General features: G+C 54.0%; 16 protein-coding genes. 8 read left to right on the forward strand and 8 right to left on the reverse strand.

Annotated elements, in window-relative coordinates:
* Both C9I92_RS22750 and typA read right to left on the reverse strand, forming a co-directional pair.
* Entirely contained in the window at nt 1-543 is a 543-nt protein-coding gene (locus C9I92_RS22750) for an AAA family ATPase (protein WP_047887086.1), read from the reverse strand.
* A gap of 88 nt (nt 544-631) precedes the next feature.
* Nucleotides 632-2,461 (reverse strand): translational GTPase TypA, encoded by a 1,830-nt coding sequence (gene typA, locus C9I92_RS22755; protein WP_047887085.1) that lies wholly within the window; start codon nt 2,459-2,461, stop codon nt 632-634.
* A 534-nt stretch (nt 2,462-2,995) separates the two neighbouring features.
* Here typA and glnA point away from each other — a divergent pair.
* The 6 genes from glnA (at nt 2,996) to C9I92_RS25825 (ending at nt 9,391) form a co-directional block, all read left to right on the forward strand.
* Nucleotides 2,996-4,405, forward strand: a complete 1,410-nt coding sequence (glnA, locus tag C9I92_RS22760; RefSeq protein WP_047887083.1) for a glutamate--ammonia ligase — start codon at nt 2,996-2,998, stop codon at nt 4,403-4,405.
* Between the two features lie 98 nt (nt 4,406-4,503).
* On the forward strand, nt 4,504-5,133 hold the full coding sequence (locus C9I92_RS22765) for a DUF4124 domain-containing protein (protein WP_053061928.1): 630 nt from the start codon (nt 4,504-4,506) through the stop codon (nt 5,131-5,133).
* A gap of 119 nt (nt 5,134-5,252) precedes the next feature.
* On the forward strand, nt 5,253-6,305 hold the full coding sequence (gene glnL, locus C9I92_RS22770; protein WP_047887119.1) for a nitrogen regulation protein NR(II): 1,053 nt from the start codon (nt 5,253-5,255) through the stop codon (nt 6,303-6,305).
* Nucleotides 6,306-6,344: 39 nt separating this feature from the next.
* A complete protein-coding gene (gene glnG / locus C9I92_RS22775; RefSeq protein WP_047887082.1) occupies nt 6,345-7,760 on the forward strand; it encodes a nitrogen regulation protein NR(I) in 1,416 nt (471 codons plus the stop codon).
* 235 nt (nt 7,761-7,995) lie between these two features.
* A complete protein-coding gene (add, locus tag C9I92_RS22780) occupies nt 7,996-8,997 on the forward strand; it encodes an adenosine deaminase (RefSeq protein ID WP_047887081.1) in 1,002 nt (333 codons plus the stop codon).
* 265 nt (nt 8,998-9,262) lie between these two features.
* Nucleotides 9,263-9,391 carry a hypothetical protein gene (locus tag C9I92_RS25825; RefSeq protein WP_273858125.1) on the forward strand — a complete coding sequence of 43 codons (129 nt, stop codon included), beginning with the start codon at nt 9,263-9,265 and terminating at the stop codon, nt 9,389-9,391.
* Between the two features lie 66 nt (nt 9,392-9,457).
* Here C9I92_RS25825 and hemN read toward each other — a convergent pair whose 3' ends face one another.
* From hemN to C9I92_RS22800, 4 genes are all read right to left on the reverse strand, one after another.
* A complete protein-coding gene (gene hemN / locus C9I92_RS22785; protein WP_047887080.1) occupies nt 9,458-10,831 on the reverse strand; it encodes an oxygen-independent coproporphyrinogen III oxidase in 1,374 nt (457 codons plus the stop codon).
* A gap of 146 nt (nt 10,832-10,977) precedes the next feature.
* Entirely contained in the window at nt 10,978-11,454 is a 477-nt protein-coding gene (locus C9I92_RS22790; RefSeq protein ID WP_047887118.1) for a DUF2489 domain-containing protein, read from the reverse strand.
* 12 nt (nt 11,455-11,466) lie between these two features.
* Nucleotides 11,467-12,003 (reverse strand): Der GTPase-activating protein YihI, encoded by a 537-nt coding sequence (gene yihI, locus C9I92_RS22795; RefSeq protein WP_047887079.1) that lies wholly within the window; start codon nt 12,001-12,003, stop codon nt 11,467-11,469.
* On the reverse strand, nt 12,003-12,644 hold the full coding sequence (locus C9I92_RS22800) for a class I SAM-dependent methyltransferase (RefSeq protein WP_047887078.1): 642 nt from the start codon (nt 12,642-12,644) through the stop codon (nt 12,003-12,005). Before C9I92_RS22800 ends, yihI begins: the two co-directional genes overlap by 1 nt.
* Before the next feature lie 159 nt (nt 12,645-12,803).
* Between C9I92_RS22800 and C9I92_RS22805 the strand changes: the two genes are divergently transcribed.
* Nucleotides 12,804-13,127, forward strand: a complete 324-nt coding sequence (locus C9I92_RS22805; protein WP_047887077.1) for a hypothetical protein — start codon at nt 12,804-12,806, stop codon at nt 13,125-13,127.
* A 300-nt stretch (nt 13,128-13,427) separates the two neighbouring features.
* Here the strand turns inward: C9I92_RS22805 and C9I92_RS22810 are convergent, their stop codons facing one another.
* On the reverse strand, nt 13,428-14,045 hold the full coding sequence (locus C9I92_RS22810; protein ID WP_047887076.1) for a c-type cytochrome: 618 nt from the start codon (nt 14,043-14,045) through the stop codon (nt 13,428-13,430).
* Nucleotides 14,046-14,203: 158 nt separating this feature from the next.
* Here C9I92_RS22810 and yihA point away from each other — a divergent pair, with 158 nt between their 5' ends.
* Nucleotides 14,204-14,863 (forward strand): ribosome biogenesis GTP-binding protein YihA/YsxC, encoded by a 660-nt coding sequence (yihA, locus tag C9I92_RS22815; protein WP_047887075.1) that lies wholly within the window; start codon nt 14,204-14,206, stop codon nt 14,861-14,863.
* Nucleotides 14,864-15,654: 791 nt separating this feature from the next.
* On the opposite strand, the gene spfP is transcribed toward yihA, so the two are convergent.
* Nucleotides 15,655-15,702 (reverse strand): small protein SpfP, encoded by a 48-nt coding sequence (gene spfP, locus C9I92_RS25935; RefSeq protein WP_438616993.1) that lies wholly within the window; start codon nt 15,700-15,702, stop codon nt 15,655-15,657.
* Nucleotides 15,703-15,758: the final 56 nt, after the last annotated feature.

A 15,758-nucleotide genomic window follows, 5' to 3' on the forward strand; every position in this document is an offset into this window, starting at 1 on the left:
CTACTCGCCGATTTGCCCATCCCGCAGCCGGGCCAATACCCAGTTGGCCCGCGCTTCCACGGTCCCCCAAGGCACCTCTGCCACTGCGTAACCCAACGCCTGATAGGTCGTCACCAGCTCGCGGTGAATCGCCTGAGCTTCAGCGAAGTTATGGGGACGCTCATCATCCTGCACATAAATCGACGCTTCCGGCGCGCAGAAAAACACAGTGGAATGATAGCCTTTGGCCGCCGCCAGATAATTCGCCGTCACCGGCAAACCGCCGACTTTCAGGTAAGCACAAATATCCCCAATCGCCCTATCCACAAACGCCGGCATCGTACTGCACGCTGCCTGCTCACGCTGGCTGCTCATGCGATCCAGGCACAGCGCAGCAAAACCCGGTAAATCGGTCCAAGGCAGAATGCCGTCGTCACGGGCTGATTCTTCCCGGATCAGGGCGCGGGACACTTCCGGGTACGTCAGGTAGCCCCGTTGGGCCAGCGCCTGCAGCAGTGTGGTTTTGCCGGCACCCGGGCCGCCGGTGATGATTATCGGTTGCATAGGTCAGTTTTCCATTTACCTGGCCAGATAAAACAATCCCCCCATGCTTGCGCGATGGAGGGATTGATTCAGTACATGCGGTTAGCGATTATTTCGCTGAACGGCTTGCACGCTTACGATCGGTTTCCGTCAACAGTTTCTTACGGATACGGATGCTTTCTGGCGTTACTTCTACCAGCTCGTCATCATCGATGAACTCAAGCGCCTGCTCCAGAGTGAACTTGATCGCCGGAGTCAGAACCTGTGCTTCATCCGTACCAGAAGCACGAACGTTAGTCAGCTGCTTACCTTTCAGACAGTTTACTGTCAGGTCGTTTGAACGGTTGTGAATACCGATGATCTGACCTTCGTACACTTCATCTGCGTGCTCAGCAAACAGACGGCCACGCTCCTGCAGGTTGAACAGTGCGTAAGTCAGGGCTTTACCGGTTGCGTTAGAAATCAGTACGCCGTTCACACGCTGGCCGATTTCGCCACCTTTGTGCGGACCGTAGTGATCAAACGTGTGGTACAGCAGGCCAGAACCTGAAGTCAGGGTCATGAACTCTGTCTGGAAGCCAATCAGGCCACGAGAAGGCATCATGAAGTCCATACGTACACGGCCTTTGCCGTCCGGTGCCATATCAGTCAGCTCACCTTTACGCAGACCGATGTTTTCCATGATGCCGCCCTGGTGCTCTTCCATCACGTCGATAGTCACCGTTTCATACGGTTCCATCAGCTGACCATCTTCTTCTTTCAGGATTACTTCCGGACGAGATACTGCCAGCTCAAAGCCTTCACGACGCATGTTTTCGATCAGGATAGACAGGTGCAGCTCACCACGGCCTGATACGCGGAACTTGTCCGGGTCATCCGTTTCTTCTACACGCAGTGCAACGTTGTGAACCAGTTCTTTCTGCAGACGCTCAAGAATGTTACGTGACGTTACGAACTTACCTTCTTTACCCGCAAACGGAGAGGTGTTTACCTGGAAGGTCATAGTAACTGTTGGCTCGTCAACAGACAGAGCTGGCAGCGCTTCAACAGCATTCACGTCACAGATAGTGTCAGAGATTTTCAGCTCGCCCAGACCTGTGATTGCGATGATGTCACCCGCTGTCGCCTGCGCAACATCGTGACGCTCCAGACCCAGGTAACCCAGTACTGTACCAACTTTACCGTTACGCTTAGTGCCGTCAGCACCCACAACGGTAACTTGCTGGTTTGGCTTCACCGAGCCACGTGTAACACGGCCAACACCGATAACACCCACGTATGAGCTGTAATCCAGCTGAGAAATTTGCATCTGCAGCGAACCATCAACGTCAACGTTTGGCGCAGCAACGTTATCTACGATAGCCTGGAACAGAGGTTCCATGTTCTCGCCAGTTTCGCCTTCTTCCAATGTTGCCCAGCCGTTCAGAGCCGATGCGTACACTACACGGAAATCCAGCTGCTCGTCAGTCGCACCCAGGTTGTCGAACAGGTCAAATACCTGATCCATAACCCAATCAGGACGTGCGCCCGGACGGTCAATTTTGTTGATTACCACGATTGGCTTCAGGCCGTGAGCAAACGCTTTTTGCGTTACGAAACGCGTCTGTGGCATCGGACCGTCAACGGCATCAACGATCAGCAGTACTGAGTCAACCATCGACATGATACGCTCAACTTCACCACCGAAGTCGGCGTGTCCCGGAGTATCAACGATGTTGATGCGGTAATCGTTCCAGTTGATCGCTGTGTTCTTAGCCAGAATGGTAATACCACGCTCTTTTTCGATGTCGTTGGAATCCATTACGCGTTCTTCTACTTCACCGCGAGACTCTAACGTGCCAGATTGCTGAAGCAATTTGTCAACCAGAGTCGTTTTACCGTGGTCAACGTGCGCAATGATTGCGATATTTCTTAATTTATCGATCTGTGGATTTGACATGTGTTTTACATTCACTCAGAACATGCAGCGACCGGACGGTTGCCACGTGGTTAAAAAAACGGCTCATAATCTAACAGATTTTACGTCAAAACCCACCTATTATGTGATTTATATCACCGCCTTTTTTGCGCTCAAGCGCACCATGCCCCCGTATCCCCCGCCGTTTGGGCGATTTAAGCTGAATAATGGCAGCGACTTCCGGCCGTTCCCCTCTTTATTTGACGTTTCCATGAAACCGACCACTTTTTCCTGAAACTCCCGCCAGCAGCAATTGACAATATGCGACCATGGACTAATAGTAATGGCGCGCACCAGGAAAGACGGGACTTGTCACCAATCGCACCACAATGGTGCACAGCATCACCAAGTTGGTGCATCAGAAGTGCGCATTTGCCCTTTTACTCACGCTAATGCGCTGTTTTGGGGCTTTTAAAAGTTGGCACGGTTCTCGCTTAATAGATTTTAGCTGAGCAATGCATGCTCATTACCTATTTTGTGGCCCGTTGCCCAATCTAACACCGGAGGTTACTCAAGATGTCAGTTGAAAACGTACTCGCGCTGATCCAGGAAAACGAAGTCAAGTTTGTTGACCTACGCTTTACCGATACCAAAGGTAAAGAGCAGCATATCTCTATCCCAGCTCACCAGATTGATGCCGACTTCTTTGAAGAAGGTAAAATGTTCGACGGTTCTTCTGTTGCTGGCTGGAAAGGCATCAACGAATCAGACATGGTAATGATGCCAGACGCATCATCAGCAGTACTGGACCCGTTCACAGAAGATGCCACTCTGAACATTCGTTGTGACATCCTGGAACCTGCGACTATGCAGGGCTACGATCGCGACCCACGTTCTATCGCTAAACGCGCAGAAGACTACATGCGCTCAACTGGCATCGCTGACACTGTATTGGTTGGTCCAGAACCAGAATTCTTCCTGTTCGATGACGTGAAATTCTCGACCGATATGTCTGGTTCTTTCTTCAAGATTGACGACATCGAAGCAGCATGGAACACAGGTTCTGACATCGAAGGCGGTAACAAAGGTCACCGTCCAGGCGTGAAAGGCGGTTACTTCCCAGTGGCGCCGGTTGATTCTTCTCAGGATATCCGTTCAGCCATGTGTCTGATCATGGAAGAGATGGGCCTGGTTGTTGAAGCACACCACCACGAAGTCGCGACTGCAGGTCAGAACGAGATCGCCACGCGCTTCAACACGCTGACAACCAAAGCGGACGAAATTCAGATCTACAAATACGTTGTACACAACGTCGCGCACGCCTTCGGCAAAACCGCGACCTTCATGCCTAAACCACTGGTGGGCGACAACGGTTCTGGTATGCACGTACACCAGTCTCTGGCGAAAGACGGTCAGAACCTATTTGCAGGCGACAAATACGGCGGCCTGTCTGAAATGGCTCTGTACTACATCGGCGGTATCATCAAGCACGCACGTGCACTGAACGCACTGACTAACCCGTCGACCAACTCGTACAAGCGTCTGGTTCCTCACTACGAAGCACCAGTAATGCTGGCTTACTCAGCGCGTAACCGTTCTGCTTCTATCCGTATCCCTGTGGTACCAAGCCCGAAAGCGCGTCGTATCGAAGTGCGCTTCCCAGACCCAGCAGCAAACCCATACCTGGCGTTTGCAGCCATGCTGATGGCGGGTCTTGACGGTATCCGGAACAAGATCCACCCAGGGGAAGCGATGGATAAAGATCTGTACGATCTGCCAGCTGAAGAAGCAGCAGAGATTCCAAAGGTTGCAGAATCACTACAACAAGCGCTTCAGTGCCTAGACGAAGATCGTGAGTTCCTGACCGCTGGCGGCGTGTTCTCTGATGACTTCATCGATTCTTACATCGCTCTGAAAACTCAGGACGTGCAGAAGATCAACATGGCGACGCACCCACTGGAATTCGAACTGTACTACTCTGTATAAGAAATTCGCAGTGTAATCACAGCGTTACTTTTAGGCCGGCTTCACAAGCCGGCCTTTTTACACTTGCCGTTGGTCAGACCGGGTCCAACAATGGAGATATGTCCACGACGACCTTCACCGGTGCTGCTATGAAACCCACGACCCTGCTGCTTATCAGCCTGCTTGCCGCCCCGGCATGGGCTCAGTCGACACTGTATACCTGGGAAGATGCCGATGGCGTCGTCCATTTCAGCGATCAACCCCGTCCCGGAGCCAAACCGCTAGCACTCAAAGCCCCGGAAGTCGAGCCCCCGGCCGCTGAGCCCGACACCATACTGGATACCACGTCTGAGGTGAGTCCGTCCGACAGCGTCTCTGACCCCAGCGTAACCGACGCGGATCCGGCCAGCCCCAGCGATGATGCCCTGATCCAGCCTATCATCAGCATGCTGACACCGGCCCACCAGCAGACGATCCGTGACAACAGTGGCACCATTACAGTGACCGCCACCAGTAATCGCAAACTCAATAAAGGTCATACTGCCCACCTGCGGCTGGATGGCAAGGTCATCGGTCGCGCTCAGACAGATCTGGACTGGCAGCTCACCAATATTGATCGCGGCGAGCACACGCTTCAGGTCGAACTCTTAAAATACGGCAAGGTTATTGCATCTTCAGAGACAGTCACTGTCTTTCTGCACCGTGCCAGCGTCCTGCAGCGAACCCAGCCCCAGCCAATGCCCAAGTAACAGGCAAGGCTGAATTTTTCGTTCACGTTACCAGACAGACAGGCTACACTTGATTGCACCAAGTTGGTGCATCGCCAGTTCCATGCACCATGATGAGAATATGGACAAGGATGGTAATTGTGACGGACGAGTTTTCTCCCCTGATTCTGGACAATCTGGTTACCGCAGTCGTACTGCTTGATGAAACCCTGACGATTCGTTACGTCAATCCGGCGGCGGAGCAGCTGCTGTCGTTCAGTAAACGGCGGCTCGATAACACCCGCTTTCCGGATTTGCTGCAACATACCTCGCTCGACCTGAGTCTGGTTCAAGCCACCCTGCAAAGCGGTCAGGGGCTGGCAGACAGTGAAGTCACCTTTGTGATCGACAGCCGCCATCATACCCTGGAGCTGAGTGCCAGCCCGCTATCCTGGCAGCGGGAGCTGCTGATCCTGCTCGAGCTCAAACCGATTGACCAGCAACGCCGGATCAGTCAGGAGCTGAGCCAGCATGCCCAGCAACAGGCAGCCAAAGAGCTGGTACGCGGCCTTGCCCACGAGATCAAAAACCCGCTGGGCGGCCTGCGCGGCGCGGCGCAGCTGCTGGAAAAAACCCTCCCGGACCCGAGCTACACCGAGTACACCCAGATGATTATCGAGCAGGCCGACCGCCTGCGGAATCTGGTCGACCGCCTGCTTGGCCCGCAGCGGCCCGGTGTCCGCCACGAAGACAATATCCACGTTGTGCTGGAAAAAGTCCGCCAGCTGGTCAGCGTCGACTGCGGTGACAATATCTACCTGCACCGGGACTACGATCCCAGCCTGCCACCGTTTGACATGGACCCCGAACAGCTGGAGCAGGCCATTCTCAATATTGTCAGCAATGCCGCCCAGGTGCTGCAGCAGCACGGCGGCGGCAACATCACCCTGAAAACCCGGACCGCCCACCAGACGCTGATCCATGGCCGCCGCTACCGGGTTGCCGCCAAGATAGACATCATTGATGACGGCCCGGGGATCCCGAGTGATATTCAGGACACCCTGTTCTACCCCATGGTGACCGGCCGTGAAGGCGGCACCGGATTAGGACTGTCGATCGCCCAGAATCTGATCGACCAGCATCACGGCAAGATTGAAGTGGTGAGCTGGCCCGGCCATACCAAGTTCACCCTGTATTTACCGATTAAGTCATAAAGCGGGCAACCGACCCGCCGAACAACAAGAGGATTCACTATGAGCAAAGGACTAATCTGGGTCGTCGATGACGACAGTTCGATCCGCTGGGTACTGGAACGCACCCTGAATGCCGCCGGACTGAAGTGTGAAACCTTTGCCGATGCCGACAGTGTCATGGACGCCCTGGAACGCAGCGTCCCGGATGTTCTGGTCTCGGATATCCGGATGCCGGGCACTGACGGCCTGACCCTGCTGCGCAACTTGCAGGTAGATTATCCGACCTTGCCAGTCATCATCATGACCGCCCACTCGGACCTGGATGCCGCCGTCAATGCCTATCAGGAAGGCGCCTTTGAGTACCTGCCCAAGCCGTTTGATATTGACGAGGCAGTCAGCCTGGTTGAGCGTGCCGTCACCCACAGCCAAGAGCAAAAACGCCAGCAAGCGCCGGTGTCTCTGGAAAAAAATGCCCCGGAGATCATTGGCGAAGCACCGGCCATGCAGGAAGTGTTTCGCGCCATTGGCCGGCTGTCACGCTCTTCCATTTCCGTCCTGATCAACGGTGAATCGGGGACCGGTAAAGAGCTGGTTGCCCATGCCCTGCACCGCCACAGCCCACGCAGCCACAAAGAGTTTATCGCCCTGAACATGGCGGCCATCCCAAAAGATCTGATTGAATCGGAGCTGTTCGGTCATGAAAAAGGAGCCTTCACCGGCGCCAACAACATTCGCCAAGGGCGCTTCGAACAGGCCAATGGCGGTACCCTGTTTCTGGATGAAATCGGGGACATGCCGCTGGATATTCAGACCCGGCTGCTGCGGGTGCTGGCCGATGGCCAGTTTTACCGGGTGGGCGGGCATTCGCCCATCAATGTGGATGTCCGCATCATTGCCGCGACCCACCAGAACCTTGAACGGCTGGTTGCCAAGGGTGATTTCCGGGAAGATCTGTTTCACCGCCTCAATGTGATTCGGGTGCACCTGCCGGCACTCAAAGACCGCCGCCAGGACATCCCTCAGCTGGCCCGCCATTTCCTGAAACGGGCATCTGACGAGCTCGGGGTCGAAGTCAAAACTCTGCATCCGAAAACCGAGGACGCGCTCACCACTCTCGACTGGCCGGGTAACGTTCGCCAGCTGGAAAATACCTGCCGCTGGCTCACCGTAATGGCAAGCGGGTCGGAAATCCTACCGGCCGATTTACCCCCGGAGCTGACCACCTCCACCCGTAGCCAGGACGAAGACAGTACCGATCCACACTGGCACCAGGCGCTGGAAAAATGGGCTACCGAGAACCTGCGTCTGGGCAACCAGAACCTGCTCGGCGAAGCTCTGCCGGAGTTTGAGAAAATTCTGCTGGAAGCCGCGCTGGAGCATACCCACGGGCACAAGCAGGAAGCCGCCCGGCTGCTGGGTTGGGGGCGCAATACCCTGACCCGCAAACTTAAGGAGCTCAACATTGCCAACGACTGAGTGATCGCCGCCCAGCCCCGGTTACTCCGGGGCCGGGCACAGATCACAAGGCACAAGGCACCGCAACCCATCACAACCACTGGCTTGACCACAAGCAGCCAACTCCCATACCGATCAACAGCCCGGGTAAGCGTGCCCACCCATTCTTCCCGGCCCGGTGGATTCCAGGGCTAACTATAATGAATGTCATAGTCGACTTGCGTATACTGACGCTTTTCTTGGGATACCGATAACTATGATTAGCAAGCACCTGCCGTTAACTGACCTTCACCGCCATCTCGATGGCAACATCCGCATTCAGACCATTCTGGAGCTGGGCCAGAAATTCAACATGGCTCTGCCGGCTACAGATATCGAATCCCTGCGTCCCCACGTCCAGATCGTGGAAGCCGAGCCGTCACTGGTCGCGTTCCTGTCCAAGCTGGACTGGGGCGTTGCCGTGCTGGGCGATTTGGATGCCTGCCGCCGCGTGGCTTACGAAAACGTTGAAGATGCGCTGAACGCCCAGATTGACTACGCGGAACTGCGTTTTTCGCCGTATTACATGGCGATGAAACACAACCTGCCGGTTGCTGGTGTGGTGGAAGCCGTGGTGGACGGGGTACAGGCCGGATGCCGGGACTTCGGTATTCAAGCGAACCTGATCGGTATCATGAGCCGCACTTTCGGGACGGCTGCCTGCCAGCAGGAGCTGGATGCGCTGCTGACCCAGAAAAATCATCTGGTCGCGATTGACCTGGCCGGTGACGAGCTGGGCCAGCCGGGCGTACAGTTCGTCAACCACTTCAAGCAAGTGCGTGATGCCGGACTGCGAGTCACAGTTCATGCTGGTGAAGCCGCGGGGCCGGAAAGCATGTGGCAGGCCATTCAGGAACTGGGCGCAGTGCGTATCGGCCACGGCGTAAAAGCGATTGAAGATCCTGCCCTGATGGACTATCTAGCAGAGCACCGCATCGGTATCGAGTCGTGCCTGACGTCGAACATTCAGACCAGCACCGTTGCTTCGCTGGCTTCTCACCCGGTTAAGCAGTTTCTGGATCACGGTATTCTGGCGTGTCTGAATACCGATGACCCGGCGGTCGAAGGCATTGAACTGCCTTACGAATACGAAGTCGCCGCGCCTCAGGCGGGTCTGACCGAAGCACAAATTCGCCAGGCACAGATCAACGGCCTGGAGCTGGCATTCCTGTCAGACAGTGACAAGCAGGCACTGCGAGACAAAGCAGCACAGCGCTAAGTCGCCAGCTTCATCCTCACCTCATCCCCTGCTCCCGCTCAGGCGGGAGCAGGATTTCATCCGGCCCGTAAATTATCAATTATTTTACCAATAGTGTTCACTTTTTGAACTAACCCCATTCCATCACCGGGGTTTTTGCGTAAAATACCCCCAACTTCAGGCTGGCCCTGCCAGCAGGCACTGAAGGTACAAACCTGAATCGGGTCATGGGTTGGAATTACCCTGCACTCAACAACCAACAAGAAACAACAGTGGGAACCCCACCATGCTGGAAAGTCTGTTTTCAATCAGCGTGGCAATGCCTGCCGTCAGCGAACTTGTGGCCGCCGGCCCGGGTCACTTTGCTGCCGGTGTACTGGCACTGATTGCCGCGGTGAACATGCTAAATGGTTAACCGTGATGGCCAGCCATAAAAAAGCCCCGCGCCGTTAAGGACGCGGGGCTTTTGCCTTCCCAGGGATTAGATAACCCGGGAAAACTGTTGCTGACGGGCCCGATCGCGCAGGTATTTGTCGAAACACATGCAAATGTTGCGGATCAGCAGACGACCTTTGGGAGCCACCCGGATACTACCGGCATCCACGGTGACCAGTTCATCATTAATAAACGTTTTGAGCAACGCCAGATCTTCGGCAAAGTACGTGTCAAATGCCACGCCGTACTGCGCCTCAATCGCGGCCTTATCCAGCTGGAAGTTACAAATCAGGGACTTAATCACTTCCCGGCGCACCAGGTCATCACTGTCGAGCGACACCCCTTTCCACAACGCTTCACGCTGTTCGCCCACGCTGGCATAGTATTTTTTCAGCTCTTTCTGGTTCTGGGCATAACAGTCGCCAATCATGGATATGGCGGATACCCCGAGGCCCAGCAGGTCACAATCCCCCTGAGTGGTGTAACCCTGAAAGTTGCGGTGCAGCACGCCCTGGCGCTGGGCCACGGCCAGCTCATCGTCCGGCAGAGCAAAATGATCCATCCCGATAAACTGGTAACCGGCACCGGTCAGCGTAGCAATAGTGTCCTGCAAAATGGCCAACTTCTCGTTGGCCTGCGGCAGATCCTCATCTTTGATTTTCCGCTGCGCCGCAAACAAGGTCGGCATATGGGCGTAGTTAAAGACTGACAGACGGCCCGGACGCATGGTCAGCACCTGCGCCAAAGTGTCCGCAAAGCCACTACGGGTCTGCTTCGGCAAACCGTAAATCAGATCCAGGTTGGTGGAACGGAATCCCAGTTCACGGGCCCGCTCAACCAGTGCAAAGATGAAAGTTTCATCCTGCTCGCGGTTCACCAGTTTCTGAACTTCTTTGTTGAAATCCTGCACCCCGATACTCAGACGGTTGAACCCTTCTGCCCGGAGGTGATCCAGCATATCCAGCTCAATTTCCCGCGGATCGATTTCGATGCTGATCTCGGCATCCGGGGCAAACCGGAATTGCTCACGCAGCAAGCCCATCAGTCGGCTGATCTGTGGTTTGGTCAGGAACGTTGGCGTGCCGCCTCCCCAGTGCAGCTGACTGACATCGCGATCGCCCAACAGGCTGGCACGCTGGCGGATTTCCTGCTCCAACGCATCCAGGTACTGATCCGCTTTATGCTGGTGACGGGTAATGATCTTATTACAGCCGCAGTAGTAACAAAGTTTGTGACAAAAAGGGATGTGCACATACAGCGACAGCTTGCGATCCGGATAGCGAGCGCAGGCCATATCAAATTCAGCCGACGTAAAGGCTTCGTGAAACTCCAGGGCGGTTGGGTATGAGGTATAGCGCGGGCCCGAGTAGTTGTACTTTTCGATAAGGGCCTGATCCCAGATTATCTGTTCATTTGACATGACATACTTCCACTAAGATTGGGGATATTGCGATGGCCCAAGTGTGCCACAACTTGATTAAAGATGTAGTTAAAAGAGAACTAAAGTGCCACCCAGATCAGAAATCCCCTGGCTGCGGGACAACCAGGGGAAGATTCTGCGGGTTATTATGCCGTGACGTTGGCTACTAAGATTCGATCCAGCTCAACTTTAATGTCATCAACCAGACGGGCTTCGGCTTTCATCCGGATCATATCGAGCTTCATGCGCTCTTTCTTCTCCAGAGTCCGGCGCGAATCACCGCGCGGCATGTCTTTCACCACCTGATACAGCTCATACATCGCTGGGTACTGAGCGGCAAAATCAACCTGCAATTCGCCCTGCAGCACTTCCATCAGCTTGTAGAGACGAATCGAGATTTCCGACATATCGCACTCGTCCTGCTTGCCGGCCTGAGCAATAATCAGCACGCTTTCCATAATATTGGCATTGCGCTGTTTAATGCCCTCTTCCTGCAGACGCTCTGCGCGGGCAATGAACGCCTTGTGGCGCTGGGTTTGCTGATACAGTTTAAACAATAAATAACCGGCATAGCTGGCCAGCCCGGCAATGATCAAACCGGCCAGCCCTAGCCATAGCGTCATATCCTGCAAGGGTTACTCCTTGTCGAAGTCGTCAAAATCCATATTTTCAAACTGATCCAGCAGGTCATCGTCACTGCGGCGCGAAGCTTTTGGCTGCGCTTCCAGCTCAGGCTCATCGTCCTCCAGCAGACCCAACTGGCTCATCAGTTGCTCGATGCGATCCAGCTTCTGGTCAACCTGCTTCTGCAGACCGGCACCCAGTTTTTCACCGGCTTCAATGCGGTCCAGCAGTACCATCAGTTGCGCATCATTTTCCAGCATCGCCAGTTCTTGCTCAGCCGACATGCGACGTTGCTGTTTCGTTTGCGGCTTGGTGTCCACAATCAATGGCACCGGCTTTTTGCTGCCGTGACGAGGATCTTTGCGCTGCCCGGCAGCACGTCCTGTCGCCGCCTGCTCTGCAGAATGGCGGCTGCCGGATTTCAGGCCTTTACGCTTGCGCTCTTTCTTGCGCTTGATGCCTTCGATATCCAGCTGGTTACGGGATTTATCGGTATAAACAGCAGGGCCTTCCGAACCTGGTTTACGGGTCTTTTTCTTACGGGTCATTACTGGGTTTTCCTCAGCAAAATTACATCATTTCCGACAAACTCGACATTCAGGCCATCCCGTTGCGCCAGATAGCGAAACGTCTCACGGCTGAAAAAGCTGACGTGGGTCGGGTCGTTCTTGTAATGCCATCGCGAAAAGGCATCTGCATCCGTTGCCAACTTGGTCATCAGGCCCAGCCAACCGCCGGGTTTCACCAGTCCAAGCAGCAGCCCCCACTCCCTGGCAGGCGTGTAAAAATGTTCAATCGCTTCAGTGCAAGTCACGAAATCGTAGGATTCGGCCAGCACCGCCGGATCCGCGGCAAAATACGGGTCGTAAATCGCCATGTTATGACCGGCTTCGGTCAGCATCAATGACAACGCCGGCCCCGGGCCACTACCAAAGTCCAGTCCGTGCAATGCCGGCTGGCCCAGGCGCTCGGTCAGCGGCTCAGCCAGACGGTTGAGAAATCGTCGGTAACCGTCGTCATTCGGATTGTTCTCATGCAGATCATAGTGCGCTTTTTCTTCTTCCGGGCTCAGTCGAGCCGCCGGATCAGCAAAAATCAGTGCACACTCACCACAACGAAAATACTGACGGCGCTTGTCCTGATGGAATGCGCTCGCGCCTTCCGTCTGGCACAGCGGACATGTTTGCATTACAGCTCTCCGATATTGGCGCCCCATGCCGGGTCTCGCCACTGAACTCGATCAAGCCGGGTATCATAGCATGAATTGCGAACGAAATGTGCACACCCTATCGAGCCTGCCGGATAAGAAATAGCGGGAAGGAGATGGCAAGAAAAAAGGCGACAAGGTTTGCCACCCTGTCGCCTGTTGGTGCCGCCATTGCTGGCGTTAACCTGTCTGGTTGATCCTCACCTGAGTGTCACCCTGGTCAGCACTGTTCTTTTATTGTTGTTGCTGCCCTGCCAACCTTTTGTTGTTGTTCATCTTCCTGATGACTTGTGGTCGTCCGTGGGAAAAGCGGTTTGTGTTCTTGGCGTGTCTGTCCTGACACAGACTGCGGTGACCTCCTGCCGCTGCAGTCCTGGCTTCCTGTCTGTCGAACCGGTATGCCGTCCGGTCGTAAGCACTCCGGCCTACGGTCTTCCTCCTGAAGACGGAGCCTACTTTACGTGAAATGTGCAGAGGAACAATGACAGGGAGCCCACGGCTACGCTGAAACTTTATTTCAGCTCACCTAACCGGTTGTGATGTAAAGAGAAGAAGTCAGGCATCACATAAAGATTCAGTGACAACCCGAAGCAGAAATCGGCGATCTCTTACAATCCTGTCAGCCATTGCCGATAGAGGGACCAGGAGCAAGCGGAAAGTGTTGTTTTCTTGCAGGATCTGCCGCAATAAATCGCAGCCAAGAAAAAAGGTAGCCGAAGCTACCTTCTTACTCACCGCCGACTGGAAGCCTGTGGCGTTAGTGAATTAGTGCAGACCACCAACATAATGAGACAAGGCAGCAATTTCATCATCAGTCAGCTTCGCGGCTACTGATTGCATCATGCTGTTCATGTCGTTAGTGCGCTGACCTGAGCGGAATTTCTCCAGCTGCAGCTTCACGTATTCTGCGTTCTGGCCCGAAATTTTCGGGAATCCTGACAGACTGGTACCATTACCACGTGGACCATGACAGGCCGTACAGGCTGTAATGCCACGCTCCGGATCACCGGCACGGTACAGAGACTGGGCGATACCAACAGAGGCTTCAGTCGATGTGTTGTCTGAGATAGGCAGTAAGGAGTAGTAGGCTGCCAAGTCCGCCATGTCCTGCTCTGACAGCGGCATTGCCATGCCACCCATCACAGGATCGTTACGGCCTTGCTTGCCGCCAGTGCTCATCGCCAGCTTGAATTCCTTCAGCTGTTTTTCCAGGTAACCCGCGTGCTGACCAGCAATTTTCGGGTATTGGGCCATAATACTGTTACCATCTGCACCGTGGCAGGCGGCACAAGTTGCAGCTTTTGCTTTTCCGGCTTCCGCATCTCCCTGGGCCAAGGCTGAGCAACTGGCCAGAAGAGTCAATATCAGTGCTAATTTCTTCATGACATTCCGTTTATAATTATTGAGCTTCCAGTACCACAAGTAATGCTCGGTGACATGGTATACAATGCGACCACACACCAAGCACGGTTTTGGTCCATTTTACACAATTTCACATAAAAGTAATCAGTCGACTACATCAAGACTTGACGGAGTTAACAGTGAATCAACCTCTCAACTATAGAAATACAGGATTTATCACAAGTGCACCTACTATCCGACACTTGCCGAACGATACAGGCGTTGAGATTGCATTTGCTGGCCGCTCCAATGCGGGGAAGTCCAGTGCGCTAAACCGCATTACGGACCAAAAGAGTCTGGCGCGTACCTCTAAAACCCCGGGCCGTACCCAGCTGATTAACATGTTTGAAGTGGTACCGGGCTGCAACCTGATCGACCTGCCGGGCTATGGCTATGCTCAGGTTCCGCTGGAAATGAAACTGAAATGGCAGCAGTCACTGGGTGAATACCTACAAAAACGTGAGTGCCTGGAAGGTCTGGTTGTCCTGATGGATATCCGCCACCCGCTGAAAGATCTCGACCAGCAAATGATCATGTGGGCCGTGGAAAGTCGCCTGCCGGTACTGGTTCTGCTGACCAAGGCCGACAAACTGAAAAGCGGTGCCCGTAAACAACAGCTGCTGAAAGTCCGCGAAACCGTTACCACGTTTGGCGGCGACATTGACGTTGAAGCCTTCTCCTCACTGAAAGGCATTGGGGTGGATCAGGTGCGCCGTAAACTGGACAGCTGGTTTGCGCCCGAGCTGGCCCGTCAGCTGGCACTGCTGGAAGAAAATGAGGGTATCGACGACCAGGAGTGATCCTGAATGGCTCGAATCATCCCAAGACAAAGCTCCCGCCCGGGAGCTTTTTTATTTGGTGTGCGATGTTGAAAAATATCCCCACCGCTGGGGTGGGGCAACGGGAGAGAAATAGGAGGTTTTTTCTTTTATTGTCCGAAAAGCATCTGTGATTTCCCCCGGTAACGCAAGCCTTTTCCCGGTCGGTTCCTGCTCGGGGCTGGTTACCTCTCCGCCTCAGCTCCCGTTCCACTCCTCATTTTCACTCTTTACCATCCCTTTCCTTCACCTTCGCGTCGGCTACAGCCTCATGCGGCCAGCAACCCGGCATAAGGCTCCGGAAAAGTTCTTTGTTGAGAAGAATTAAGCGGTCCAGACAATCTCATTAAAGACCAATACTGGAATAAAATTACATAAACGAGCAGTGACAGATAAAAAAAAGCCACCTCAAATGTGAGGTGGCTAATTCATGGATTTGTTGGCTAGCCGGCCACAGACCCGCTACCAGAAACAAATATGAACAAGAAGCAGACTGCATTATACCGAGCCCCTCGCCCTTTTTAAAGTAAATACTCTAGAAACAGATAAAATGATGCTTACTCAGACATTTTGCCTGATAAATCATCGGATTGGTGGTATGGCATTCAGTGTCTAAGAATATTGACCGGAAAAAGGGGGTGTCAAAGCAGCCGGTACGCGGTATCGGGGAGAAACTAAACGTCAGCGAACAGGAAAAACAGCGCAGAAAGGAGACGATGCGGGTTATTTGGCCCAATAAAAAACGCCCTGACCAAATGGTCAGGGCGGCTGAATCAGCCAAATCCAATAACGTGAAACAAAAGGTCTGAAAGATAGAACATCTTACCTCTGTACCCTACGTCGCTAACTGTATATCAATTGCTCAGCATTGAAAAGA

The sequence above is a fragment of the Photobacterium ganghwense genome, from assembly GCF_003025595.1.
In the GTDB taxonomy this organism is placed as follows: domain Bacteria; phylum Pseudomonadota; class Gammaproteobacteria; order Enterobacterales; family Vibrionaceae; genus Photobacterium; species Photobacterium ganghwense.

Bases quoted from the DNA above. Each gene is read 5' to 3' on its own strand.
- C9I92_RS25825 (WP_273858125.1), top strand. From the start codon at position 9,263: ATGCTGGAAAGTCTGTTTTCAATCAGCGTGGCAATGCCTGCCGTCAGC.
- C9I92_RS22810 (WP_047887076.1), bottom strand. From the start codon at position 14,045: ATGAAGAAATTAGCACTGATATTGACTCTTCTGGCCAGTTGCTCAGCC.
- add (WP_047887081.1), top strand. From the start codon at position 7,996: ATGATTAGCAAGCACCTGCCGTTAACTGACCTTCACCGCCATCTCGAT.
- typA (WP_047887085.1), bottom strand. From the start codon at position 2,461: ATGTCAAATCCACAGATCGATAAATTAAGAAATATCGCAATCATTGCG.
- C9I92_RS22790 (WP_047887118.1), bottom strand. From the start codon at position 11,454: ATGACGCTATGGCTAGGGCTGGCCGGTTTGATCATTGCCGGGCTGGCC.
- C9I92_RS22750 (WP_047887086.1), bottom strand. From the start codon at position 543: ATGCAACCGATAATCATCACCGGCGGCCCGGGTGCCGGCAAAACCACA.
- yihI (WP_047887079.1), bottom strand. From the start codon at position 12,003: ATGACCCGTAAGAAAAAGACCCGTAAACCAGGTTCGGAAGGCCCTGCT.
- C9I92_RS22800 (WP_047887078.1), bottom strand. From the start codon at position 12,644: ATGCAAACATGTCCGCTGTGCCAGACGGAAGGCGCGAGCGCATTCCAT.
- C9I92_RS22765 (WP_053061928.1), top strand. From the start codon at position 4,504: ATGTCCACGACGACCTTCACCGGTGCTGCTATGAAACCCACGACCCTG.
- glnA (WP_047887083.1), top strand. From the start codon at position 2,996: ATGTCAGTTGAAAACGTACTCGCGCTGATCCAGGAAAACGAAGTCAAG.
- hemN (WP_047887080.1), bottom strand. From the start codon at position 10,831: ATGTCAAATGAACAGATAATCTGGGATCAGGCCCTTATCGAAAAGTAC.
- glnG (WP_047887082.1), top strand. From the start codon at position 6,345: ATGAGCAAAGGACTAATCTGGGTCGTCGATGACGACAGTTCGATCCGC.